This is a genomic window from Roseateles hydrophilus, assembly GCF_026712245.1.
Lineage (GTDB): Bacteria > Pseudomonadota > Gammaproteobacteria > Burkholderiales > Burkholderiaceae_C > Pelomonas > Pelomonas hydrophilus.
Map to the genome: position 1 here is coordinate 279,186 of NZ_JAPPUY010000004.1, position 23,860 is coordinate 303,045.

Here is a 23,860-nt window from a genome sequence, read left to right on the forward strand (position 1 = left end):
GCGCTGCGTCATGCGGTCTTACTTGGTCAGGATGAAGCCCTTGAGCTTGGCGAACGCCTGGTCCAGCAGAGCCTTCTGCTGGTCCTGGTGCAGGTGGGCGTAGCCGCAGGCCGGGCTGGCGCTGGCGGCACGGCCGGCGTAGCCGAGCTTCTGGCCGTCGAGCATGTTCTCGTGCACGTAGTGCTGCACGAAGAACCAGGCGCCCTGGTTTTGCGGCTCGTCCTGGCACCACACGATGTCGGTGGCGTTGGGGTACTTCTTGAGCTCAGTCGAGAAGGCCTTGTGCGGGAAGGGATAGAGCTGCTCGACGCGCACGATGGCAACGTCGTTGGCCTTCTTCTCGGCACGGGTCTTGACGAGGTCGTAGTACACCTTGCCCGAGCAAACGATGACGCGCTTGACCTTGTCGGCCACGATGCTGTCGTCACGCTCGCCGATGACGGTCTTGAACTCGCCCTTGGTGAACTCGGTCAGCGGCGAGGTCGCATCCTTCGCACGCAGCAGGCTCTTGGGCGTCATGATGACCAGCGGCTTGCGGAACATGCGCAGCATCTGGCGGCGCAGCACGTGGAAGATCTGCGAGGCCGTGGTCGGCTGCACGATCTGCATGTTGTTGTCCGCGGCCAGCTGCATGAAGCGCTCCAGGCGGGCCGAGCTGTGCTCGGGACCCTGGCCTTCGTAGCCATGCGGCAGCATCATCGTCAGGCCGTTGGAGCGGCCCCACTTCACTTCGCCCGAGGCGATGAACTGGTCGATGACGACCTGCGCGCCGTTGACGAAGTCGCCGAACTGGGCTTCCCAGATGGTCAGCGTGTTCGGTTCGGCGGCGGCATAGCCGTACTCGAAGCCTAGCACCGCCTCTTCGGACAGGATGGAGTCGATGACGGTGAACGGCGCCTGGCCGTCGGCCACGTTCTGCAGCGGGATGTAGGTGCCACTGTCCCAGTTGGCGCGGTTCTGGTCGTGCAGCACAGCGTGACGGTGCGTGAACGTGCCACGGCCGCTGTCCTCGCCCGACAGGCGCACCGGGTAGCCGGAAGCCACCAGCGACGCGAAGGCCATGGACTCACCCATGCCCCAGTCGACGTTGATCTCGCCACGGCCCATCGCGGCGCGGTCGGTGTAGAGCTTGGCGACGAGGTTGTGCGGCGTGAAGTCCTTGGGCAGCGTCGTCAGCTTCTCGGCCAGGCGCTTCCACTCGGTGGCGGGGATGGCCGTGTCGCAGCTGTCCGTCCATTTCTTGCCCAGGAAGGGCGACCAGTCGGTGGCGAACTTGCTCTTGAAGTTGGTCAGCACCGGGTCGACGGTGTGGCGGCCTTCGTCCATCGCGGCGCGGTAGGTCTTGACCATCTCGTCCGGGCCATCGGCCGGCAGCACGTTCTGGGCGACCAGCTTGTCGGCGTAGACCTTGCGCGTGCCGGGGTGGGCACCGATCTTCTTGTACATCAGCGGCTGGGTCAGCGCTGGCGTGTCCTGCTCGTTGTGGCCCAGCTTGCGGAAGCAGACGATGTCGATGACGACGTCCTTCTTGAACTCGGCGCGGTAATCCATCGCCAGCTGCGTGGCGTAGACAACGGCTTCCGGGTCGTCGCCGTTCACGTGCAGCACCGGGGCTTCGATCATCTTGACGACGTCGGAGCAGTACCAGGTCGAGCGCAGGTCGCGCGGGTCGCTGGTCGTGAAGCCGATCTGGTTGTTGATGACGATGTGCACCGTGCCGCCCGTGCGATAGCCGCGCGTCTGGGCCATCGCCAGGGTTTCCTGCACGACGCCCTGGCCGCCGAAGGCCGCATCACCGTGCACCAGCACCGGCAGCACCTGAGCGCCGGCGGTGTCGCCGCGGCGGTCTTGACGGGCGCGCACGCTGCCCTCAACGACCGGGTTGACGATTTCCAGGTGCGACGGGTTGAACGCCAGCGACAGGTGGACCGGGCCGCCGGCAGTGGACACGTCGGAGCTGAAGCCCTGGTGGTACTTCACGTCACCGGCGGGCAGATCCTCGGCCGCCTTGTGCTCGAACTCGGCGAACAGGTCGGCAGGCATCTTGCCCAGCGTGTTGACCAGCACGTTCAGACGGCCGCGGTGGGCCATGCCAATGACGATTTCCTGCACGCCGCGTTCACCGGCGCGCTTGATCAGCTCGTCCATCGCGGCGATGAAGCTCTCGCCACCTTCCAGCGAGAAGCGCTTCTGGCCGACGTACTTGGTGTGCAGGTAGCGCTCCAGGCCCTCGGCAGCCGTCAGGCGCTCGAGGATGGCCTTCTTCTTCTCAGCGCCGAAGCTGGGCTTGCTGCGCGACTTCTCCAGCCGCTCCTGCCACCAGCGCTTCTCGGCCGGGTCGGAGCCGTGCATGAACTCAGAGCCGATGGAGCCGCAGTAGGTCTCGCGCAGCGCCTGCACGATCTGGCGCAGCGTCATCGTCTCGCCGCCGAAGTAGCTGTTCACCGCGCTGAACGAGATGTCCATGTCGGACTCGCTCAGGTCGTAGAACGCGGGGTCGAGTTCGGGGATCTTGGGGCGCTCGGCGCGCTTGAGCGGGTCCAGCTCCGCCCAGCGGTTGCCGAGGAAGCGGTAGGCCGCGATCAGCGACTGCACGTGCACCTGCTTGCGGGCGACGGCCAGATCAGCGCTGGAGGCCTTGTTGGCGAAGGTGTTGGCCTTGGCCCGTTGCGCGAAAGATTCGATGACCGGCGCGTGGGCGACGTCGCGGGCCTCGCTGCCGTCCACGGCGGGGACGTGCTGGAGGGCGTCGAAGTAATCGCGCCAGTTGTCGGGCACGGAGCCCGGGTTGTCGAGGTAAGCCTCGTACATCTCCTCCACGTACGGGGCATTGCCCCCGAACAGGTAGGAGTTCGACCTGTATTGCTGCATCATCTTTCGCTCACCTCATGCCCCGGTTTCCAGGGAGTTGGCTGGTTGAAGAACCTTCCGCGACACGGCTCGACCGGTTGGCGGATTGCGACCCACCTTCGCTGTTGACCAGGCAAAAGGGACGGGAAGGACCATAAGTCTCAAGGGGCCGAACTCTAGCACCTCGGGTTTGCCCGGCGCAGTCACGCGGTCGCGACAAACTTCACTGATCAAGCTCGAATAAAGTTGACTGCCTCGTAAACTTGCGCCCGCGACAGCCCCGCGATTGAATGGCTGCGCCACGGGACAACGAGGATTCCCCATGCAAGTCCAGGTCGTCGACTACCGCGCTGCGGACGCAGCCGAGAAGTTCACCCGCTCCCTGCACGAAACCGGCTTCGGCGTGCTGACCAACCACCCCATCCGCCAGGCCCTGGTCGAGAAGATCTACGCGGACTGGCTCGCGTTCTTCAACGGCGAGGGCAAGGACGCCTACGCGTTCTCGCGCGAGACCCAGGACGGTTGGTTCTCAACCGAGATTTCAGAAACGGCGAAGGGCTCCACGCAGAAGGACATCAAGGAGTACTTCCACGTCTACCCCTGGGGCCGCATCCCGCCGCAGCTGAAGGAAGACGCCCTCACCTACTACCGGGAGGCCAACGCGCTGGCCGAGGAACTGCTGGGCTGGGTGGAGCGCTACACGCCGCCGGAGATCGCTGCGAAGTACCGCGAGCCGCTGTCCCACATGATCCAGGGCAGCAACAAGACGCTGCTGCGCGTACTGCGCTACCCGCCGTTGACGGGGCAGGAGCCGGCCGGCTCGCTGCGCGCCGCAGCGCACGGCGACATCAATCTGCTGACCATCCTGCCCGCCGCGAACGAGCCGGGTCTGCAGGTGCTGGGCAAGGATGGCGCCTGGCATGACGTGCCCTGCGACTTCGGCACGCTCACCATCAACATCGGCGACATGCTGCAGGAAGCCTCCGCGGGCTACTACCCGTCGACGCAGCACCGCGTCGTCAACCCGACCGGCGAGGGCGCGAAGAAGAGCCGCGTGTCGCTGCCGCTGTTCCTGCACCCACGCGACAACGTGGTGCTGAGCGACCGCTACACGGCGGACGCCTACCTCAACGAGCGCCTGCGCGAGCTGGGCGTCAAGACCTGACGCGGCAGGTCATTGAAATCCACCCCGACGCGCCGCCCAAGCCGGCCGTCGGGGCGGCCTGCAACGGCTGCGGCGTGTGCTGCCTGGCCGAACCCTGCCCGCTGGGTGTGTTGCTGAGCCGGCGCCTGCAGGGCGCCTGCGTTGCGCTGCGCTGGGAGGGTGGCCGCTATGTGTGCGGCGCGCTGACGGCACAACCGAGCGGCCTGCGTGGCTGGCTGGTGAAGCGCTGGATCGCATCAGGCAGCGGCTGCGACTGCTCGCTCGAGGTCACGGGCAAGCCCTAGCCGGCCGCGGCCGGCGCGTCGCTACATTTTTCGGCTTCTGTCCTTCCCCGAAGAAGCCGCATGACCGCTGTTCTCCGCCTGCTGCCGCTGCTGGCCGCCCTGACCCTGGGCACCGCCCTGCCCTCAGTGCAGGCCGCCCCGCTGCGCTGGGCCGCACAGAACGACATCCTGACGCTGGACCCGCACGCGCAGGACCACAACACCTCCAACGCCATCGGCGCCCACATCTACGAGGGCCTGACACGGCTGAGCAAGGACTACCGGCCCGAACCCTCGCTGGCCACCACGTGGACCTACCTCTCGCCGACGCAGGTCCGCTTCGAACTGCGCAAGGGGGTGAAGTTCCACGATGGCTCGCCGTTCACGGCCGACGACGTGGTGTTCAGCTTCGGCCGCATCACGCAGCCGCAGGGCACCAAGCAGACCTATGTGTCGGGCATCAAGGCCGTGAAGAAGGTCGACGACCACACCGTCGACCTGATGCTGGAAGCGCCCACGCCGATGCTGCTGCAAAACATCATCAGCTTCCCCATCATGAGCAAGCTGTGGTCCACGAAGCACAACACGACCAGCACGCAGGACTACAAGGCCAAGGAAGAGACCTACGCGTCGCGCAACGCGAACGGCACGGGGCCGTACAAGCTCGTGAGCTGGCAGCCCGACCAGGCTGTGAAGATGGTGGCCAACCCGGCGTGGTGGGACAAGAACCCGGGCAATGTCACCGAGCTGAGCTACCTGCCGATCAAGAGCGCGCCCACGCGTGTGGCGGCGCTGCTGTCGGGCGACGTGGACCTCGTCACCGACCTGCCGCCGCAGGACTTCTTCAAGCTCAAGACGGACGGCCGTGTGCGCCTGCTGGAAGGCCCCGAGATCCGCACCATCTTCTTCGTCATGGACCAAGGCAGCGACGAGCTGCGCGAGTCCAGCGTCAAGGGCCGCAACCCGTTCAAGGACCGCCGCGTGCGCGAGGCGCTGAACCTGGCGCTGGACCGCGAGGCTATCCAGCGCAGCCTCATGCGCGGGCTGTCGGTGCCGGGCGCGCTGATGATCCCGCCGGGCGTGAACGGCTACGACGGCGCACTGGACGAGCCACTCAAGCCCGACCTCGCCAAGGCCCGCCGCCTGCTGGCGGACGCGGGCTACGCGAACGGCTTCGAGCTGCCGCTGCACTGCCCCAACAACCGCTACGTCAATGACGAGCAGATCTGCCAGGCGGCCGTCTCCATGTGGGCCAAGGTCGGCGTGAAGGCGCGGCTCGTCGCCGCGCCTTTTGCCACCCACAGCCAGACCTTCCAGCGCATGGAGTCGGCGTTCTTCATGCTGGGCTGGGGCGTGTCCACCTACGACGCGCTGTACGCCATGCAGTCCTGGGGCCACACGCGCACGGCCGGCGCGGACGGCAACTTCAACTTCGGCCGCGTCAGCGATGCGCGCCTGGACGCCCTGATCCAGCAGATCAAGTTCGAGCCCGACGTGGCCCGGCGCAACGCACTCATCCGCGAGGCCGTGCTGCGCATCCGGGATGAGTTCCTGTTCATCCCCGTGCACCACCAAGTGCGGCCCTGGGCGCTGAAGCCCGGCGTGCAGACCACGCACCGCTCCAACGACTACTTCGAAGCCCGCTACACCACCGTGAAATAGCCGGCGACTTCGGCGATCATGCGGCCTCCCAACCCAGGAGGATCGCCGATGAAACTGCGCATGGCCACCGCCGCGCTTCTGGTGTGCGCTTCGCTCGCCACCACTGCTCCCGCCACCGCCAACACGCTGCGCTGGGCCGCGCAGAACGACATCCAGACGCTCGACCCGCACTCCCAGAACCACTCGGCCACGACGACCATCTCGGGCTACGCCTACGAAGGCCTGACACGCTACACCGAGAAGTTCGACGTGGAGCCGGCGCTGGCGAGCAAGTGGACGATGGTGTCGCCCACGCAGATGCGCTTCGAGCTGCGCCGTGGCGTGAAGTTCCACGACGGCACGCCCTTCACGGCGGACGACGTGGTGTTCAGCCTGCAGCGCATTAAGCACCCGGCCAGCAACATGATCATCTACGCCTCCGGCATCAAGGAGGCCAAGAAGATCGACAGCCACACGGTGGACCTGATCCTCGACGGCCCCAACCCCGTGCTGCTGCGCAACCTGACCTTTGTGCGCATCGTCAGCAAGGCATGGGCGACCAAGAACCGCTCCGAGAACCCGCAGGACTTCAAGGCCAAGGAAGACACCTTCGCGGCCCGCAACGCCAACGGCACCGGCCCGTTCCGCATCACCAGCTGGACGCCGGACCAGAAGGTCACGATGGTGGCCAACAAGGACTGGTGGGACAAGCCCAAGGGCAACATCAGCGAGGTGGTCTACCTGCCCATCAAGTCGGACGCCACGCGCGTCGCCGCGCTGCTGTCGGGCGCGCTGGATCTGCTCACCGACCTGCCGCCGCAGGACGTCACCAAGCTCAAGGCCGACCCGCGCCTGAAGGTCATCGACGGGCCGGAGAACCGCACCGTGTTCTTCGCGCTGGACATCGGCAGTGACGAGATCAAGGGCGCCTCCGTGAAGGGCAAGAACCCGTTCAAGGACAAGCGCGTGCGCGAGGCCATGTCGCTGGCCATCGACCGCGAGGCCATCAAGCGCAGCCTGATGCGCGGCCTGTCCATCCCGGCGGCCGTCATGGTGGCGCCCGTGGCCTACGGCTGGTCGCAGGAGCTGGACACCGTGGCCAAGGCCGACGTCGCCCGCGCCAAGCAGCTGATGACGGAGGCCGGCTACGGCGACGGCTTCGAGGTGCCGCTGGCCTGCCCGAACGACCGCTACGTCAACGACGAGGAGATCTGCCAGGCGGTGGTGTCGATGTGGGCCCGCATCGGCCTGAAGGCCAAGCTGCAGACGCAGCCCATGACCCAGCACTCCGCCGCGCTGCAGCGCTTTGACCTGCCGCTGTACATGTATGGCTGGGGCGTGACGACCTTCGATGCGCAATACACGCTGCAGGACATCGTGCACACCAAGACCTCGGGCGCCGATGGCAAGGGCAACTACTCGCGCGTCAGCGACGCCAAGGTGGATGCGCTCGTGCAGCAGATGAAGGTCGAGACCGACGCGCCCAAGCGCCTGGCGCTGATGCAGGAAGCGCTGAAGCGCACGCGCGACGAGTTCCTGTTCATCCCCATCCACCACCAGGTGCGGCCGTGGGCGATGCGGGCCGGCGTGACCATCCCGCACTCCGCCAACGACGCGCCGCAGGCCCGCTGGGCCACGATGAACTGAGGTCGCCAGGGCGGCGTCAGTGCCGCCCCCTGACCGAGCCTTGCCGGGCGGGCGCGGGACAATCCGCTGGATGAGCGACGTCCCCTTCCAGCCCACCGGCATCAGCCCCAGCGCCGAGCAGCTGGCCATTCAGTTGCGCCGAACCCGCCTCCTGATCGTGGAGGCCAATGCCGGCGCGGCAAAGACGACGACGCTCGCCCTGCGCATCGCCCAGGCGCTGCAGCGCGGCGCGCAGCCCGAGACGGTGCTGGCCCTGACCTACACGGCGCCCGCCGTCACGGCACTCCAGCAGCGGCTGACCGGCATCGGCGTGCCCCGGGCGGTCGTGCAGAAGCTGCGCATCCAGACCTTCGAGGCCTTCAGCCTCGCGGTACTGGCGGCCGCGCAGGGCGAGGCGGCCCGCGTCATCACCGCGCCCGAGCAGGCCCGGCCCTACGTGGTGCGCGCCATCGAGCGCGCGCAGTCGCTGCCCGACGAGCGCCACCCTGACGAGCTGATGGCCGACGCGCAGCCGCGCGACCTCGTCGAGGGGCTGCTGAAGTCCTTCGACGTGATCAAGGGCCGCATGCTGGTGGAGCACCTCGACCCCGAGCAGCGCATGACGCCCGCGCTGGCCGATGAACTGGGCTTCGGATACCTGACGATGCGCGCCTGGGCCTGCTATGAGTTCGCGCGCAAGGGCGGCCACCCCGACCGGCCCGAGTTCCGCTTCCACGGCGACGGCACCTACGACCTGGCCCGCGCGCTGCTGAGCGGCGAGATCGACGCGGGCGACGATGCGCTGCGCCAGGGCCTCACGCTGATCTGCGTCGACGAGATGCATGACGTGAACCGCGCCGCCTTCACGGTGCTGAAGGCCGTGCTGGCCGCCAACCCGCGTGCGGCCTTCGTCGGCGTGGGCGACCGGGACCAGGTCATCCACGCGCAGACGGGTGCCGAGGCCGGCTTCATGCACGAGCACTTCCGCGCCGAGATCGGCCCGCCCGAGGTGCTGCCGCTCACGCGCAGCCACCGCTTCAGCCCGCAGCTGGCCCGCCACGTGGGCGCGCTCGCCGGCAAGCCCTATGCGGCGGACGAGGCACTGCAGACGCTCGTCCGCCTGGAGCCCTGCGACACACCCCGGCTGGCCGCCGCCTTCATCGCCCGCCAGGCGCAGGCCCACCAGCAGCAGAAGGAGCTCGCCAGCCTGCGGGTGCTGCTGCGCCACCCGGCGCAGTCCGTGCTGATCGAGCATGAGCTGCTGCGCCTGGGCGTGCCCTACGACACCGTCGGCTTCGCGCCCTACCTTGAGCGCCCCGAGACGCTGCTGGTGCGCGGCCTGTATGCCATCGCCTGCCAGGACGACACGGGCTTGGAGAGCCCGGCGCAGCGGGCCGCGCTGCTGGACGCGCTGCTGCTGTTCTCAGGCGCTCGCGTGGACAGCATCGAGCTGCGCCACCTCGACAGCGCCGAGGCCCAGCGCGTGGCCGTCGCCGAGGCCGCCGCCAGCGCCGACACGACACGGGCCTTCGTCGACGCCCATGTGCTGCGCAGCGCCCACCCCGCCGCCCGGCGGCAGCTGGACGCCGCGATGAGCGTGCTGCGCACGCGCGACGCCGACGCCTTCGAGGCCTCGTTCCTGAACGCGCTGGACCCGCTGGCGCTGGCCAGCCGCGTGTTCGTGCGCCAGGACGACGCCGCGCAGGTGCTGGACAACATCACCCAGCTTCACCGCGTCGCCGTGGCCGAGGAGGCCGGCGTGGACGGGGCTTTTCGCATGTTCGCGGCCATGGACGCCGCGCGCCGCCGCCTGCGCAGCCACGACCGCGTGGCGCTGTCCAGCATCGAGGCGGCCAAGGGGCTGGAGTTCGACCACGTCATCGTGCCGCACCTCTCCCGGGGCGAGTTCGGCGACGGCTCGACCGAGACCCGCAACCTGCTCTACGTGGCCATGACGCGCGCACGGCGCCAGCTCACGCTGAGCTTCGACCCGCAGCGCCCGTCCCGCTTCCTGCGTGACGCGGCCCTGATCGACTGACACCGCAGGCCTCGCGATGAAACCTCCCGTCATCAACTTCTCGACGCTGCAGTCCGTCGTCGAGGTCTCGGCCACGCTGGCCTTCGCGTTGTCCGGCCTGCTGGCCGGCGCGCGCAAGCGGCTGGATGCGGTCGGCCTGTGCGTCGTCGCGGGCCTGTCGGCCTTCGGCGGCGGCACGCTGCGCGACGTGCTGCTGGACCGCCGGCCCTTCTTCTGGGTCGAGCACGCCGACTGGCTGTGGGCGCTGATGGCGCTGGCCTTCGGCGCGATGCTGTTCATGCGTCGCCGCCACCTCGCCGTGACGGAGCGCGCCATCGAATGGCCCGATGCGCTGGGCCTGGGCCTGTTCACCGCCAACGGCAGCTGGATCGCACTGCAGGCCGGCATGCCGGCCATCGTGGCGGTACTGATGGGTGTCATCACCGCCACGTTCGGCGGCGTGCTGCGGGACATCGTCTGCAACGAGATCCCGGTCGCCTTCCACGACCACCGGCCCTACGCGCTGTGCAGCTTCGTCGGCGGCTGGGTGGTGGTGGCGGCGGTGCAGCTGCAGGTGCCGCAGTGGGCCGCCATCAGCGCAGCCGCCACCATCACGGTGCTGCTGCGCGCGCTGGCGCTTTGGACGGGCTGGACCTTGCCCGCCTGGCGCATGGGCAAATAGCGCGGCCTGCGCAATGACGCGCGCAGGCCGCGCCCGCCGGCTTACCAGCCGATGGTGTAGGTCACCACGGTCGGCGCCGAGGTGTGGATGGACGGGCTGAAGTCCCCCACGTCGTCATAGGCGAAACCGTAGGCCTTGCGGTTGATGCTGTGGTCGTGCCAGAACTTGGAGTACCAGTTGCTGAGCTGGCCCGCCGGGTGGTGCGCGTTCTGCACGTACCAGTTGGCCGGCGTCTGCAGCACATGGCGGTTCAGTGCCGCGCACACCTGCGCCTGGATCTGCAGTTGCGTGCCGATGTTGGTCGGGTTGCCGCTGGCATCGGCCAACAGGCCCGCGCCCAGCAGCACCATGGCGGTGTCCGGCTTGCCGTTGATGTAGAAAGTGCCGGCCGGTGAGCCGCCGGTGAAGATGAAGCGGTCCCCGTTGACGCGGCCACGGAAGGTGCCGAGGTTCTGCAGCGTGAAGACCAGGTCCTCGTTGCGGTAGCGGGCCCACATCGCGTCGATGTAGGGCTGCAGGTAGTTGGCGTTGACCTGGCCCGGCTTGAAGGTCGCATGCGCGGGCGCAATGATGCGGTACGGCGCGTGCGGCGCCTGGGCCAGCGAGCGGAACTGAGCCGGCACCTCGGCCTGGAAGTGGCTGAAGAGCTGGTCACGCGTTTCCGCCAAGGCCTCGCCCACCGTCTGGTCGAAGCCGCCCAGGCCCTGCACGCGCAACTTCAACGGGAACCCGAAATGGTCCACCCGCGTCGTGTTGATGAAGATGCCTTGGTTCGGATGGCCCTGCGGCAGGATGGCCATCTCGCCGAAGTCGAAATAGACGTCGATGTTGGGGTCGGTCGGGTTTTCGATGTTGGCCCCCGCGTAGCCCACGTTGCCGTTGCCGTCCACGACCACGCGGATGTACATGGGCGAGCCCACGGACAGCATGATGCGCGCCGAGTCCAGCGCCGGGATGGTGACCGAGCGCGTGTTGCTGAGCCGGTGGAAGTAGTTGGAATAGGTCACGCCGTTCTTGCTCAGCGCGCCGTTGTCCGCCACCGACATCGGGATCAGGTTGCCCGCCGCGTCCACGCGCACGAAGCGCCCCGTGGCCCAGTCGCGGCCGATGATGGCCCAGTAGACCTGATCATCCGCCCAGCGGCCACGGGTCTGGTTGACGATGTTGAAGGTCGTGCGGCCGTTCCAGCTGCCGCCATTGGTGGCCACGCGGTAGGACGAGGCCAGGTCGTTGAAGCCGCGGTTGACGAGATTGGGCTCATCGCCCGTCAGCGCGAGCGAGCTGCCGCCGAAGTTGATGTCGTTGAACAGCGTGACGCGGTAGCCCGGCGCCACCTTGACCGACGAGATGCGGTCGTTCCAGGCACTGCCGATCCAGCCCGAATCCGCGCTGACGCAACTGCTCGCACCCGTGTAGTTCACGTCGGCAAAGAAGCACACCGGCCCGGTGGCGGTGTTGCCATTGACCGTGTAGCTGAACCGCGGGGTGTCGTAGGCAGGGCTGCCGTTGTTGTAGGTGAACCAGTAGCCGATGACGTTGCCACTGGCCACCGTCAGCTTCAGCTCGTAGCGGCCATTGGCCGCGGTCATGCGCACGTTTTGCTGTGCGCCGTTGTTGAGGCTGTAGTGCGCATCCACCCAGCTGGTGGCCACGTTGGATTTGAACCAGAGCGTCGCCGTTGTGCCGCTGACTTCCACGCCCTGCGTGTAGTCCTGCGCCAGCGCCGCGGGCGCGCCGAAGAGGCCCAACACCAGCAGCCACAGGGCGCCCCACAAGCGCCAGCCATGCATCAGAAGTTTCACCGTTGTCTCCTTCGCCCGCTTCAGGCGGGTCGTCGCTGCGGCCCCGCGCCATCAGCGCGAGACCGCGTTACGGCTGCGCGGGCCCGAAACACATCCATGCATGCAGCCGCTGCCGGACCGGACCACTGAGCGAAAGCAATGAAAGCGCTTTCAATCTCGGGCGGCATCGTCCCGGGAAGAGCAAGAAAGCGGTTTCATGGAATACCCGTGTCACGCCGGGCATGGCGTCACCCGCTCACGGGACAGGCAATCCAGCAAAGACAACGGCCGCCCGCAGGCGGCCGTGTTGGCGGAGGCTGAGCGCCTCAGCCCAGCGACAAGCGCGCACGTGCGGCGAGGTACTCACGCTTGAAGCGCGCCACCAACTCGCCAGCGGGCTGTACCGCCTTGATGGCACCAATGCCCTGACCGCTGCCCCAGATGTCCTTCCAGGCCTTGGCCGCGCCGCCACCGAAGTTCATCTTGCTGGGGTCGCTCTCGGGCAGGTTGTCCGGGTCCAGGCCGGCAGCCACCACCGAGCCGCGCAGGTAGTTGCCATGCACGCCGGTGAAGAGATTGCTGTAGACGATGTCATCGCTGTTGCTGGCCACGATCATCTGCTTGTAGTCGTCGCTGGCGCGGGCCTCGTCGGTGGCGATGAAGGCCGAGCCGATGTAGGCCAGGTCCGCACCGCAGGCCTGCGCCGCCAGGATGGCGTCGCCCGACGCGATGGAGCCCGACAGCGCCAGCGGGCCGTCGAACCACTCGCGGATTTCCTGGATCAACGCGAACGGGCTCTTCACGCCCGCATGGCCGCCCGCACCTGCTGCCACGGCGATCAGGCCGTCGGCGCCCTTCTCGATGGCCTTCTTGGCGAACTTGTTGTTGATGACGTCGTGCAGCACGATGCCGCCCCAGGCGTGCACGGCCTGGTTCACGTCTTCACGCGCGCCGAGGCTGGTGATGATGATGGGCACCTTGTATTTGGCGCACACCGCCATGTCGTGCTCAAGCCGCTCGTTGCTCTTGTGCACGATCTGGTTGATCGCGAACGGCGCAGCCGGCTTGTCGGGGTTGGCCTTGTTGTAGACCGCCAGTTCGGTGGTGATCTCGTTCAGCCACTCGTCCAGCAGTTCGGCCGGGCGCGCGTTCAGCGCCGGCATGGAGCCGACGACGCCGGCCTTGCACTGTGCAATGACGAGCTTGGGGTTGCTGATGATGAACAGCGGCGAGCCGATGACGGGCAGCGGCAGGTTTTTCAGGATGTCGGGCAAAGCCAAGGGGATGTCTCCGTCAGAAAGCTTCGAGGCTCAGTTCGGTCACGCTGTCGGCGCCGTCGACGATGGCGCTGCGCAGCGCGCCGGTGCGCGGCAGGATGTGCTCGGCATAGAAGCGCGCGGTGGCAATCTTGGCCTCCATGAACGGCTTGTCAGTCGCCAACATGTCTTCGGCCACAAGCAGCGCGCGGGCGAGCTGCCAGCCGGCGACCAGATTGCCCGCCAACATCAGGTAGGGCACCGAGCCGGCATAGGCAGCGTTGGGGTTGGCCTTGGCCGAGCCGGCGATGAAGTCCACCACCGCCAGGTAGTCCTCACGCGAAGCCCGCAGCGCCCTCAGCACGGCGCGCGCTGCCGCGCTGTCGCGCTGGGCGAGTTGGCCTTCGGTGAGCTCGATCTGACCCGCGATGGCGCGCGCCAACTGGCCGCCGTCGCGCGCTGTCTTGCGGCCGACAAGGTCGTTGGCCTGGATGGCGGTCGTGCCTTCGTAGATGGTCAGGATCTTGGCGTCACGGTAGTACTGGGCCGCGCCGGTCTCCTCGATGAAGCCCATGCCGCCATGCACCTGCACGCCGAGCGACGTGACCTCCAGGCTCATCTCGGTGCTGTAGCCCTTCACCAGCGGCACCATGAACTCGTAGAACGCGGCGTTCTGCTTGCGGGCGTCGGCGTCCGGGTGATGATGGGCGGCATCGAACGCAGCGGCGGCCGTGCTGGCCATCGCGCGGCAACCTTCCGTCAGCGCGCGCATCGTCATCAGCATGCGACGCACGTCCGGGTGGTGAATGATCGCGGCGCTGCCGGGCTTGGAGCCGTCCACGGGGCGGGACTGCACGCGGTCCTTCGCGTAGCCCACGGCCTTCTGGTAGGCGCGGTCAGCGATGCCGATGCCCTGCACGCCCACGCCGTAGCGGGCCGCGTTCATCATGATGAACATGTACTCCAGGCCACGGTTCTCTTCACCGATCAGCTGCCCGATGGCGCCGCCGTGGTCGCCGAACTGCAGCACCGCAGTGGGGCTGGCCTTGATGCCCATCTTGTGCTCGATGGACACGCAGTGCGCATCGTTGCGCGCGCCCAAGCTGCCGTCGGCATTCACCAGGAACTTCGGCACGATGAACAGGCTGATGCCCTTCACGCCCTCCGGCGCGCCGGCCACACGGGCCAGCACGAGGTGGACGATGTTCTCGGCCATGTCGTGCTCACCGTAGGTGATGAAGATCTTGGTGCCGAAGATCTTGTAGGTGCCGTCGGCTTGAGGCTCGGCGCGCGTGCGCACCAGGGCCAGATCCGAGCCGGCCTGCGGCTCGGTCAGGTTCATCGTGCCAGTCCACGAGCCGTCCAGCAGCTTGGGGATGAAGACGGCCTTCTGCTCATCGCTGCCCGCGGTCAGCAGCGCCTCAACGGCACCGTCCGTCAGCAGCGGGCACAGCGCGAAGCTCATGTTGGCCGCTTGCAGCATCTCGTTGCAGGCTGCGCCAATGGTCTTGGGCGCGCCCTGGCCACCAAAGTCGGCCGGGTGCTGCAAGCCCTGCCAGCCGCCTTCGGCATAGGCACGGAAAGCCTCCTTGAAACCCGGCGTCGTCGTGACCTGGCCGTCCTTCCAGCTCGACGGGTTTTTGTCGCCCTCCCAATTCAGCGGCGCGATGACGTCCTGCGTCAGCTTGGCGCACTCCTCCAGCACGGCGCCAGCGGTGTCCAGGCCGAAATCCGCAAACGCGGGAATCTGTTGCGTCAGCGTCTCCAGACCGGCGAGGTGCTGGATGTTGAAAAGCATGTCCTTGACGGGGGCTTGGTAACTCATTTGTTCCTCCTGGAGGCGACAAAAAGGGCGCCGCGACGTGTCGGTCGGGGCGCCCAGCAGTGACAGTTCGGCGGGTTTACAGCTGGGACACCAGTTCCGGCACGGCCGTGAACAGGTCGGCCTCCAGGCCGTAGTCGGCCACCGAGAAGATCGGGGCTTCCGCGTCCTTGTTGATGGCCACGATGACCTTGGAGTCCTTCATGCCCGCCAGATGCTGAATGGCGCCAGAGATGCCGGCGGCCACGTACAACTGCGGCGCAACGATCTTGCCGGTCTGGCCGACCTGCCAGTCGTTGGGCGCGTAGCCAGCGTCGACCGCAGCGCGCGAGGCACCCAGCGCGGCGCCGAGCTTGTCGGCCAGCGGCGTCAGCACTTCCATGAACTTCTCGCTCGAACCCAGCGCACGGCCGCCCGACACGATGATCTTGGCGGCGGTCAGCTCGGGGCGGTCGCTCTTCGTCACCTCACGGCCGACGAAGCTGCTCTTGCCGCTGTCGGCAGCCGCAGCGGCGGATTCCACGGCGGCAGAGCCTCCGGTGGCGGCGGCCGGGTCGAAGCCGGTCGTGCGCACGGTGATGACTTTCACGGCATCGGTGCTCTGCACGGTGGCGATGGCGTTGCCGGCGTAGATCGGGCGCTCGAAGGTGTCAGCGCTGACAACCTTGGTGATGTCGCTGATCTGGCCCACGTCCAGCAGGGCCGCCACGCGCGGCGCGACGTTCTTGCCCGAGGCGGTGGCCGGGAACAGGATGTGGCTGTAGCCCGAAGCCAGCGCGATCACTTGCGCGGCCACGTTCTCGGCCAGGCCTTCGGCCAGCGAGGCGGCGTCGGCATGCAGCACCTTGGCGACGCCAGCGATCTGCGCAGCAGCCGCAGCGGCGGCACCAGCGTTGTGGCCGGCCACCAGCACATGCACATCGCCACCCAGAGCGGCAGCGGCGGTGACGGTGTTCAGCGTGGCGCCCTTGATCGAGGCGTTGTCGTGTTCGGCAATGACGAGTACGGTCATGTCAAAGTCTCCAGAGTCTGTGCGTTAGATGACCTTGGCTTCGGTCTTCAGCTTGGCCACCAGGGCAGCAACGTCGGCCACCTTCACACCAGCACCGCGCTTGGGCGGCTCACTGACCTTCAGCGTCTTGATGCGCGGCGCCACGTCCACGCCCAGGTCGGCCGGCTTCACCGTTTCCAGCGGCTTCTTCTTCGCCTTCATGATGTTGGGCAGCGTCACGTAACGCGGCTCGTTCAGGCGCAGGTCGGTCGTCACCACGGCGGGCAGGCTCAGCGACACCGTTTCCAGGCCGCCGTCCACCTCACGCGTCACGTTGACCTTGTCGCCGGCCACTTCCACCTTGGATGCGAACGTGCCTTGCGGCAGGCCCGCCAGCGCGGCCAGCATCTGACCGGTCTGGTTGCAGTCGTCGTCGATGGCCTGCTTGCCCAGGATCACCAGGCCCGGCTGCTCCTTGTCCACCAGCGCCTTCAGCAGCTTGGCGACGGCCAGCGGCTGCAGTTCGGCGTCGGTCTCGACGAGGATGGCGCGGTCGGCGCCGATGGCCATCGCCGTGCGCAGCGTTTCCTGGCACTGCGTGACGCCGCAGGACACGGCGATCACCTCCGTGACGGCACCCTCTTCCTTCAGGCGCACGGCCTCTTCGACGGCGATCTCGTCGAAGGGGTTCATCGACATCTTGACGTTGGCGATATCAACGCCCGTGCCGTCGCTCTTCACGCGCACCTTGACGTTGTAGTCCACGACACGTTTGACAGGGACCAAGACCTTCATCGAAAACTCCAGCTCGAATTGACGTAAACGTTAATCGGATTCTACGGGGCGCTCCGGGCGGAGCCGTGCAGAAAAAAGCACGATCGTTCGATTCTAGCCATGGCGCCAGCGGCGTCGAGCGTAGTCTTTTTGGAGAGGCCTCTCGAATCCGTGAAGCTAGACTGCTTTTTGCCCATGCAGACAGACTTCCCCACCCGCCGCGAGATTGGCGTTTTCGACTCCGGCGTCGGCGGCTTCACGGTGCTGCGCGAGCTGCGCGCCCTGATCCCCGGCGCCCGCCTGCGCTACCTGGCCGACACGGCCTACGCCCCTTACGGCCCCCGCACGCCAGACGACATCCGCGCCCGCAGCGTCGCGATCACCGAGCACCTCATCGCGCAAGGGGCCAGCCTCATCGTGATTGCCTGCAACACCGCGACGGCCCACGCCATCGAAGCCCTGCGCGCCCGCTGGCCCGCGGTGCCCTTCGTTGGCACCGAGCCCGGCATCAAGCCGGCGGTTGCGGCCTCACGCAATGGGCGCATCGGCCTGCTGGCCACGGACGCCACGGCGGCGAGTGCAAGGTTGCATGCGCTGATCGAACGCCATGCGAGCGACCATCAGGTCGTCGTCCAAGGCTGCCCGGGCATCGTCGACCACATCGAAGCCGGCGACCTCGACAGCCCTGCGCTGCGCGCGCTGGTCCAGCGCTACTGCGCGCCACTGCGCGCCGCGGGCGTCGACACCGCGCTGCTGGGCTGCACGCACTACCCGCTGATCGAGCCCCTGTGGCACGAGGCGCTCGGTGCAGACGTGCAGTTGCTGCGCATCGAGACAGCCGTCGCCCGCAGGGCCGCGGACTTGTGGCAGCCAGACGCCGGACCGCCTGTGCTGAACATCGACACCAGCGGCGACCCGGCCGCGCTGCGCGGCTGGATTGAGCACGTGCTGGACTGGCGCGCGCCGGATGTGCGCCGCTGGCCGGCGGCGGCCGGCTGAACTCGGCGCTCAAGTCAGCGCAGAGACGGCCGATAGCGGACGAATGAACATCGCCAATTCCGCCAGCGTCACCGCGGTCGTGAACAGCGCCTCCAACGGTGAACCCGGCACCGTCCAGGCCGCCGTCAGCATGCGGGTGCTCAAGCAGGCCCTGCAGACGCAAGCCGAAGGCGCCGTTGCGCTGCTGAACGCCCTGCCCCAGCAGCCCGCACTGGCCACTCAGGGCAACCTCGGGCGCCATGTGAACACGTTCGCCTGACACTGGCCTCCCGGCCAATTCGGCGCAACGATGGTGCGCGGGACGGGTACTAGCATCTTGCAAAAAGATGGACAGACGCCCGGCTGGCAAATTCAATGACTTAGCGCAGCCCGCGCTGTCCATCGTTTGAACTAAAAAATGGACACGCAATAGCTAGCTTGTCCATTCCTACAGCGGTAGTTCGTCGCATGTCGTCGCGCGGGCCAACCGCGCGCCCCCTGCTTCGCAGGGGCAAGCGACCGATGCTCCTCTACAGGGGGCATATTCGGCCTACACCTATTGTCTTGAAGAATCTTTGCCGCCCGGCAAGGCGACGATTTTGCCAGCGGTATATGCCGCCAACTGAGCCTTTAGCGTATATATCTCATCGATAAGATTTATTTCGCGCTCAATAGACTCATCAAGCAGCTGACGCAACGTCTTCTTTTCATCACGCAATTGGACGAGCTTCGCCTCGGGCTGCGCCCGCTTTGCTACCTGCTCAGCGGCGGCTTCGTCAATGGCTTTAATAAGCTCTTCGAAAACCGGTCGAGACCGCTTGATTGAACCCTTTTTATTACCGGCCTCAATAGCAACAGTGTCGTTATTGATTTTCGCGCCGCGCTTCTTCAGACGCTCCAGCGCTTCGAAGTAGGCAACAATTGCGTCAGACATGCTTAGGTGCCTCGTTAAGTCGGTCTTTGGCGCGCAGAAGAACAGACAGGTTGGCGGCCTCGAGTCGATGCTCCACCGAACCAGGCGAAGTTGTCGCCAGCGCTGAAACGACAACCTGCTGCGACTCAATTACGTGCGATAAGCGCTTTCCGAAAACAACCAGATTTTTGCAGTTTGATTCAAGACAATCATACGGTATAGGTTCCAACGGACTTGATTTGCACTGCTCCGTCGCAGTGCAGCCGCCAAGAGGCGTTTCCCGATAGGCAAGTTCACCTCTGCGAAAAAGTTCCAAGCCATGCGCTCGAGAATAGACAGATACAGGTGAAGATTTGACCTTCTCGCTTCTAGCCCAAGCCGACGCTCCGCCAAATACCTCATCATCGTTCAAGAGAAGGCCTAAGACGTAGCCGAAGTAACTTGATTCCGCTTTAGCCGAGTTCCATTCGTGCGAAAAGTGTTCTGAATCAAAAACTAAAGATGCCGCATTTTGAAATCCGGCAGAGTAATACAGCGTCATCTCCTCAGTGATGTGCTGTAGCTGGCCTTTAAGCGACGGCAAGGTCACCATACCACTTCGATGAGCATAAACGGCTAGCGCACGACGAAATTGATGGGTTCGCAGCGGCCAATGTTTGCCAACGCTAATTCCGCTCAACTCCCAATCTCGACCTAGCTGCATCGTGGTCAGCTCGGAGAGGTCCGCTTCATCGACAATGGGACACCTGTCAGCAAGCAACTCCCAGTAGTCTTTCCATTTACTAGAAATTCGTTTATATCCTGATTCGGTACCGCAAAAGAGCAGCGGATAGCGCGAATCTTCTCGGGGCGCCCGTCCAAACGAATCAACCGCCTTAGCAATTGCTTGTGCAGCGATGACAGCCCTTCGGCCAATATCGTTAGTTACCCAAGAAGTTTCTTTAAGTTCACCGCTCTCCAGCTTATACGTGAATCCTTTAACAATCCAATGAACCCTCCCTTCGTGTTCAAAGGAAGTAAGACATTCACGCGGCAAGTTAAGGGCTTCACCGACACGCATCCCGGTGAAAGCCATTACTAGTGCGATTAGCGTGACTTGCTGTTCTACGACTTTTCCGCGCAGAAAGTTTAATCGACTTGCCCCGGACGGTTCGAAACCGATGCGATTAAGCAGAGGCAGTATCCCGTCCAACGCCTCCCGGCGGCGTTTAGCTGCGGCCGACCTCGCGATATCACTAGGTAGGGACGCATGAAACAATTTAGTCTCAATAAGGGCTTTAGCTATCTCGCCATCAGAATGCTCGATTGCTTCTAGGTTCGCTATTAGCAGGCCTAAGACGCCAGAATATATGCGCGACGGCATTAGTGGCGTCTGCTGAAACTGTTTGCCCTGGGCCCGTAATCTTGAGATTTCGTCGCGCACAGCGTGCAAATCAAACGCAACGTTAAAGAGCTTGCGATTTCGATAGAGCACTTTCAAAAGTGCACTGGAGAACTTAAGTTCGTTGAGGTTGCCGGGGTCGATGTTTTCGGCGACCAACTGGGGGCTACTCAAAAGGTCAAATAGTGAGACTCCCAGTTTATAGCTCCGAGACGCCCACCTTTGAATTACGATATTACCGCCATATATCGTGCCAAAAGCAAGCGGTACGCCGCTAGCTGACTGATATGCCCACAGCAGAGCCTTACTTTGCAGCCTGATTCGCAAGGCCAGTTCATCCGCACGCTGGAAGTGCGCATGCTCGTGTTGAGGAACGGCTTGGTTTGTCGGGGCGTGATGGATGCGTTTACTGTGGTTTTTTGAGACCGAAGAGTAGTCCCACACGTCATCTTTGAAACGAGATAACGGCGCCCCATTCCGGTCCCATGTAACGGCGGTCTCTGGAGGGAAGTATTCTGGAAGGTTGACATCATCGTCCCCCGCGCTAATCGAAACTTCCAGCCTGTTATTCATGCGAGCCCCAGAAACGCCAGTTGTTGCACTTTTGCGGACCAGTAGGGCGACAATCTATTCTCTCTGTCGACCTCAATCTCTACGCGCTCGAATGTTTCACAGTTGCGCTCCCGTAGTTCTATAAGGATTTTCTCAACCGAGTCCAGCGCTAACCCATACGCACGGTCGACGGCTTCAGCTGAACCTTGTAGCGGAACGAGTTTCTTCATCGCATACCGAAAACTAAGCAGTTTTCGCATGTCCACTTCGTCGGCGTGTACGCGGTACTTGTCGCAAAAGAGGCACCCTTCCTGCCTTCGGCAGTTCGGCTCCACCGGCGCGCCAGGCAGCGCCTGCTGCGGCTCGCCAAAGGCGGAGCAGCCTCCAATGGGAATTTCCGCCTCAGAACGGCCTCCTGAGCCGTCTACGACGCTCTGGACGAGCGAGTCTAGGAACGAGCCGAATTCACGGGCCCGGTCGGCCTTCCGACCGTTGCTGTAGGCCCGTACCGCCGTCTCGATGCTGTGCCCCATCACCGCAGCGGCAATGGGCAGCGGCTGCGTCCTGACTACGTGATTTTGCTTATACGCGCGCCATTCCCGGGCCGTGATATTCGGCAAATTAATACCAACGCTTTTCATACGCCGACGCAGCCGTGAAAGAAAATCCTGCGCGATACCTATAGGTGTACGTCCACGAGAGACCGTCACAAATAAGGCTTGAGCTTCAGCTCCTTGTAGCAACCACTCTCGAAGCGACAAATACGTTCTTAAGCGCTGAACGGCCGCAAGAGAAAGCGTAATGGGCACGTACCGTCCGCCAGCGCGAAATTTCACTACCCGCTGTCGGGCAGACGAAACATCGGGCCTACGAATTTGCTCAACAATCTCGGATTCGAAATTGAGACTCAGCAGCTGGGCAAGGTTGGAACCCGAATCGGCAAGTGTCAAGGCAGCTGCAGAAAGTGCTGCCAAAACAGCAACCTCCAGCTCTTTTCCTGGTTCCCCAATCTCAAAGTTGTGTGGATGGCCACCGACGATTATTTCCAATGAGAACGGAGCTTTGTCGCCCGCGATTATTGAGCTAGCGGTTTGGTCGAAGAATTGAGTAATGGAGCTCAAAAATTCGGCGACCCTAGCCTCTTCCGGAACCTGGGTATGGTTGGTTTTCCGCTTTTGTTTCAATAGCGGTATGTCATCGGCAAAAGTTCTGCCATGCATAAGCTCAAGTCCAACGCGTGCCGACTCGACGAGCATCGCCGCTGTAGACAGCTTGATTTCTCCACGGCTAATCCGCGCCTTTTGAAAATTGTTGTACTTTTCAATGGCAGCTCTTGCGCTCGTATTACTAGCCAGCAGGTTGAGCGAATCAATTCCATTGGCGCCATCATCACACCAAGTAAGAAACCTACCGAAATCTCCGAGATAGCTTTCAATGCTTGACGAGCGCCATCCCGTAATCTTGACCTTTTCGTTGAGACGCTCAACGAAGGTCCAAAGTTCTCGGGCCCGGGTTAGCAATATGGATGACTTGTCAATTTCCCAATACTTCGGATGCGAACCGCTTGTCCTTCTACGCAGGTAGCACCAGGTCCACAAATGGATACGGCGCGGGCTGCCAACATTGAGTATTAGTCGGTCAACACTTACGACGTCTGGTGCATTTGTAAAAGGGAACTGAAGAGTCAGTAGCCCATCAAACAAAGATGTGTCGGCAATCATTCGGAAGCGCCCACACACAGAAGGTGAATCAGATGAGAGCCCCAACCATCTTCTGCGCTTTTCAGCATATGCATGTTTCGGCGGTAATCGACATACCTTTCCGTCGTTGCGAGACTTTTGTGCCACATCAGCTCACGTAGCTGGTTCATCACCCATTTCCGCTTTTCGCGGTTCATCTCCATCTGCTTCTCGAAGAAGTCGACGAAGTTCATGCCAAATGTGGCACGCAAGTCATGGAAACTGTACGAGAAGTCGGGATTGTTCAATTTCGCGCGCACCGCTGGAACCACCCGTTCGGCGATGAATTTGCGGAGCCCCTGGCCGATTTTCGCAGACCTCAGGAGCGTATCCGAGTCGCGGTCCGCCGCTCTGTCATCCACGCTCTCGTAGAATGATTTACCGTGTTGCGTGAGAAAGAGATAATTTTCAGGAGATTCTTTTAGTTTTGATTTCTCCCTTCTCAGCCTCGCGCGCTCACTATGGGCATAAATGTAGAGGCGCTCGTAAAACAGCTTGGGAATTGTCAGGTAGACGTCCGCTTTTTGTCGCTTCGTGTCGATACCCGTCCCCGGACCGCAGCGCAGTTTGTAGTCCCCAGTTATTTCGCTAGGCGGTCGGCTGAAATGCTTTAGCCTAAAGGTCAACACAGTTTGAGCACGTGCTCCGGTGAGAAGTGCTGACTCATGGATGAGCGACATTTCAGTATTTCCGAGCTCTCGTAGCACGGCAATAACGGCCTCCTGCTCTTCTTGGGGCAGTGGACGCAACTTTCCGCCATCGTCGATAGTCTTTTCCCAAGCGTAGGAGGATTTTGGACTCGCGATACTGATGTCAGTGGTCGTTATTCCCAGTGCTTGTTCGAATCCTTGCGCGTCGCGATAAGAAATGCTTGCGGATTTCTCCTGCCAGGGCGAAAAGGCCGGCCTAAAGGCGAAACGGTCACGGCGCTGAACATGTCGATAGAAGGAGATGACATTCGCCATCCGGCGGCTCGCAACGCTGTTGGAGACCCTGCCCGCCCTTATCTCGTGCAATAGATGTGCACGATACTGATAAGTAGGCAGGCCAAAAGGTTCAGCGGAAGAGAAGTCGTCCCAGCGGAAGTCAAACTCTTCCAGGAAAGCGCGATATTGTGCTAAGTCACGCGCAATCGAGCTGAGCGTGCCGATTGCCTGTGGTTTGAGCTTTGCCCTGTCAATTAAATAGAGGCATGCGACGTCCCAGGGACTGCCATCGCCGCAAAGCACAACGGGGAATTTGGTGAAGCGCGTTGTCCTTATTCCCTTGGCTTGAACCGGCTCCCGATAATAGGTGCGCTTTCCTGCCTTACCAAGGAGAACCACCTGCCGCGCACCTGCCGAATCAGCATCGCAGACACGGCTAAGTTCGAATATTGGAAGGTGCTCGCAGCGAGGCGTGATATCAGGCATCAGTACTCCATGGAGTC

The 23,860-nt window shown here is 63.9% G+C and carries 18 protein-coding genes; 8 read left to right on the top strand and 10 right to left on the bottom strand.

The genetic code is table 11. The features are described from left to right. Nucleotides 1-18: 18 nt before the first annotated feature. Nucleotides 19-2,874, bottom strand: coding sequence for a 2-oxoglutarate dehydrogenase E1 component (locus tag NYO99_RS16300; protein WP_268168308.1), 2,856 nt, complete (start codon nucleotides 2,872-2,874; stop codon nucleotides 19-21). A gap of 298 nt (nucleotides 2,875-3,172) precedes the next feature. Here NYO99_RS16300 and NYO99_RS16305 point away from each other — a divergent pair, with 298 nt between their 5' ends. The 6 genes from NYO99_RS16305 to NYO99_RS16330 all read left to right on the top strand — a co-directional run bounded on the left by NYO99_RS16305 (nucleotide 3,173) and on the right by NYO99_RS16330 (nucleotide 10,244). After that, nucleotides 3,173-4,015 carry an isopenicillin N synthase family dioxygenase gene (locus tag NYO99_RS16305; protein WP_268168309.1) on the top strand — a complete coding sequence of 281 codons (843 nt, stop codon included), beginning with the start codon at nucleotides 3,173-3,175 and terminating at the stop codon, nucleotides 4,013-4,015. A gap of 107 nt (nucleotides 4,016-4,122) precedes the next feature. Then, the gene (locus NYO99_RS21400) at nucleotides 4,123-4,299 is read left to right on the top strand and encodes a hypothetical protein (RefSeq protein ID WP_422395509.1); all 177 of its coding nucleotides are present in this window, start codon (nucleotides 4,123-4,125) and stop codon (nucleotides 4,297-4,299) included. Between the two features lie 60 nt (nucleotides 4,300-4,359). Next, nucleotides 4,360-5,940 carry an ABC transporter substrate-binding protein gene (locus tag NYO99_RS16315; RefSeq protein ID WP_268168310.1) on the top strand — a complete coding sequence of 527 codons (1,581 nt, stop codon included), beginning with the start codon at nucleotides 4,360-4,362 and terminating at the stop codon, nucleotides 5,938-5,940. A 48-nt stretch (nucleotides 5,941-5,988) separates the two neighbouring features. After that, nucleotides 5,989-7,566, top strand: a complete 1,578-nt coding sequence (locus NYO99_RS16320; RefSeq protein WP_268168311.1) for an ABC transporter substrate-binding protein — start codon at nucleotides 5,989-5,991, stop codon at nucleotides 7,564-7,566. Between the two features lie 70 nt (nucleotides 7,567-7,636). After that, nucleotides 7,637-9,583 (top strand): UvrD-helicase domain-containing protein, encoded by a 1,947-nt coding sequence (locus NYO99_RS16325; protein ID WP_268168312.1) that lies wholly within the window; start codon nucleotides 7,637-7,639, stop codon nucleotides 9,581-9,583. A 16-nt stretch (nucleotides 9,584-9,599) separates the two neighbouring features. Next, nucleotides 9,600-10,244 carry a trimeric intracellular cation channel family protein gene (locus NYO99_RS16330; RefSeq protein WP_268168313.1) on the top strand — a complete coding sequence of 215 codons (645 nt, stop codon included), beginning with the start codon at nucleotides 9,600-9,602 and terminating at the stop codon, nucleotides 10,242-10,244. A gap of 41 nt (nucleotides 10,245-10,285) precedes the next feature. Here NYO99_RS16330 and NYO99_RS16335 read toward each other — a convergent pair whose 3' ends face one another. The 5 genes from NYO99_RS16335 to NYO99_RS16355 all read right to left on the bottom strand — a co-directional run bounded on the left by NYO99_RS16335 (nucleotide 10,286) and on the right by NYO99_RS16355 (nucleotide 16,889). Then, nucleotides 10,286-12,046: a beta-1,3-glucanase family protein gene (locus NYO99_RS16335; protein ID WP_268168314.1), complete on the bottom strand. Its 1,761-nt coding sequence runs from the start codon at nucleotides 12,044-12,046 to the stop codon at nucleotides 10,286-10,288. Nucleotides 12,047-12,351: 305 nt separating this feature from the next. Continuing rightward, complete coding sequence (locus tag NYO99_RS16340; RefSeq protein WP_268168315.1) at nucleotides 12,352-13,305, bottom strand: NAD(P)H-dependent flavin oxidoreductase; 954 nt, start codon at nucleotides 13,303-13,305, stop codon at nucleotides 12,352-12,354. 13 nt (nucleotides 13,306-13,318) lie between these two features. Further along, a complete protein-coding gene (locus tag NYO99_RS16345; RefSeq protein ID WP_268168316.1) occupies nucleotides 13,319-15,106 on the bottom strand; it encodes an acyl-CoA dehydrogenase in 1,788 nt (595 codons plus the stop codon). Nucleotides 15,107-15,182: 76 nt separating this feature from the next. After that, nucleotides 15,183-16,115 (bottom strand): electron transfer flavoprotein subunit alpha/FixB family protein, encoded by a 933-nt coding sequence (locus tag NYO99_RS16350; protein WP_268168317.1) that lies wholly within the window; start codon nucleotides 16,113-16,115, stop codon nucleotides 15,183-15,185. A 24-nt stretch (nucleotides 16,116-16,139) separates the two neighbouring features. Further along, nucleotides 16,140-16,889: an electron transfer flavoprotein subunit beta/FixA family protein gene (locus NYO99_RS16355; protein WP_268168318.1), complete on the bottom strand. Its 750-nt coding sequence runs from the start codon at nucleotides 16,887-16,889 to the stop codon at nucleotides 16,140-16,142. 174 nt (nucleotides 16,890-17,063) lie between these two features. Here NYO99_RS16355 and murI point away from each other — a divergent pair, with 174 nt between their 5' ends. Continuing rightward, complete coding sequence (gene murI / locus NYO99_RS16360; RefSeq protein ID WP_268168319.1) at nucleotides 17,064-17,867, top strand: glutamate racemase; 804 nt, start codon at nucleotides 17,064-17,066, stop codon at nucleotides 17,865-17,867. 43 nt (nucleotides 17,868-17,910) lie between these two features. Further along, complete coding sequence (locus NYO99_RS16365) at nucleotides 17,911-18,126, top strand: putative motility protein (protein ID WP_268168320.1); 216 nt, start codon at nucleotides 17,911-17,913, stop codon at nucleotides 18,124-18,126. A 276-nt stretch (nucleotides 18,127-18,402) separates the two neighbouring features. Here NYO99_RS16365 and NYO99_RS16370 read toward each other — a convergent pair whose 3' ends face one another. Genes NYO99_RS16370 through NYO99_RS16385 form a run of 4 tightly spaced genes read right to left on the bottom strand, consistent with a single transcriptional unit; the run spans nucleotide 18,403 to nucleotide 23,843 of the window. Next, nucleotides 18,403-18,780, bottom strand: a complete 378-nt coding sequence (locus NYO99_RS16370; protein ID WP_268168321.1) for a hypothetical protein — start codon at nucleotides 18,778-18,780, stop codon at nucleotides 18,403-18,405. Then, the gene (locus tag NYO99_RS16375) at nucleotides 18,773-20,713 is read right to left on the bottom strand and encodes a hypothetical protein (protein WP_268168322.1); all 1,941 of its coding nucleotides are present in this window, start codon (nucleotides 20,711-20,713) and stop codon (nucleotides 18,773-18,775) included. Before NYO99_RS16375 ends, NYO99_RS16370 begins: the two co-directional genes overlap by 8 nt. Beyond that, complete coding sequence (locus NYO99_RS16380) at nucleotides 20,710-22,413, bottom strand: site-specific integrase (protein WP_268168323.1); 1,704 nt, start codon at nucleotides 22,411-22,413, stop codon at nucleotides 20,710-20,712. The genes NYO99_RS16375 and NYO99_RS16380 overlap by 4 nt, the downstream gene beginning before the upstream one ends. Further along, the gene (locus tag NYO99_RS16385) at nucleotides 22,410-23,843 is read right to left on the bottom strand and encodes a site-specific integrase (RefSeq protein WP_268168324.1); all 1,434 of its coding nucleotides are present in this window, start codon (nucleotides 23,841-23,843) and stop codon (nucleotides 22,410-22,412) included. The genes NYO99_RS16380 and NYO99_RS16385 overlap by 4 nt, the downstream gene beginning before the upstream one ends. Nucleotides 23,844-23,860: the final 17 nt, after the last annotated feature.

What these genes read in the sequence shown, in the direction of transcription:
- NYO99_RS16300 (WP_268168308.1), bottom strand. Translation starts at nt 2,874, where the DNA reads ATGATGCAGCAATACAGGTCGAACTCCTACCTGTTCGGGGGCAATGCC.
- NYO99_RS16305 (WP_268168309.1), top strand. Translation starts at nt 3,173, where the DNA reads ATGCAAGTCCAGGTCGTCGACTACCGCGCTGCGGACGCAGCCGAGAAG.
- NYO99_RS16315 (WP_268168310.1), top strand. Translation starts at nt 4,360, where the DNA reads ATGACCGCTGTTCTCCGCCTGCTGCCGCTGCTGGCCGCCCTGACCCTG.
- NYO99_RS16320 (WP_268168311.1), top strand. Translation starts at nt 5,989, where the DNA reads ATGAAACTGCGCATGGCCACCGCCGCGCTTCTGGTGTGCGCTTCGCTC.
- NYO99_RS16325 (WP_268168312.1), top strand. Translation starts at nt 7,637, where the DNA reads ATGAGCGACGTCCCCTTCCAGCCCACCGGCATCAGCCCCAGCGCCGAG.
- NYO99_RS16330 (WP_268168313.1), top strand. Translation starts at nt 9,600, where the DNA reads ATGAAACCTCCCGTCATCAACTTCTCGACGCTGCAGTCCGTCGTCGAG.
- NYO99_RS16345 (WP_268168316.1), bottom strand. Translation starts at nt 15,106, where the DNA reads ATGAGTTACCAAGCCCCCGTCAAGGACATGCTTTTCAACATCCAGCAC.
- NYO99_RS16350 (WP_268168317.1), bottom strand. Translation starts at nt 16,115, where the DNA reads ATGACCGTACTCGTCATTGCCGAACACGACAACGCCTCGATCAAGGGC.
- NYO99_RS16355 (WP_268168318.1), bottom strand. Translation starts at nt 16,889, where the DNA reads ATGAAGGTCTTGGTCCCTGTCAAACGTGTCGTGGACTACAACGTCAAG.
- murI (WP_268168319.1), top strand. Translation starts at nt 17,064, where the DNA reads ATGCAGACAGACTTCCCCACCCGCCGCGAGATTGGCGTTTTCGACTCC.
- NYO99_RS16365 (WP_268168320.1), top strand. Translation starts at nt 17,911, where the DNA reads ATGAACATCGCCAATTCCGCCAGCGTCACCGCGGTCGTGAACAGCGCC.
- NYO99_RS16370 (WP_268168321.1), bottom strand. Translation starts at nt 18,780, where the DNA reads ATGTCTGACGCAATTGTTGCCTACTTCGAAGCGCTGGAGCGTCTGAAG.
- NYO99_RS16375 (WP_268168322.1), bottom strand. Translation starts at nt 20,713, where the DNA reads ATGAATAACAGGCTGGAAGTTTCGATTAGCGCGGGGGACGATGATGTC.
- NYO99_RS16380 (WP_268168323.1), bottom strand. Translation starts at nt 22,413, where the DNA reads ATGATTGCCGACACATCTTTGTTTGATGGGCTACTGACTCTTCAGTTC.
- NYO99_RS16385 (WP_268168324.1), bottom strand. Translation starts at nt 23,843, where the DNA reads ATGCCTGATATCACGCCTCGCTGCGAGCACCTTCCAATATTCGAACTT.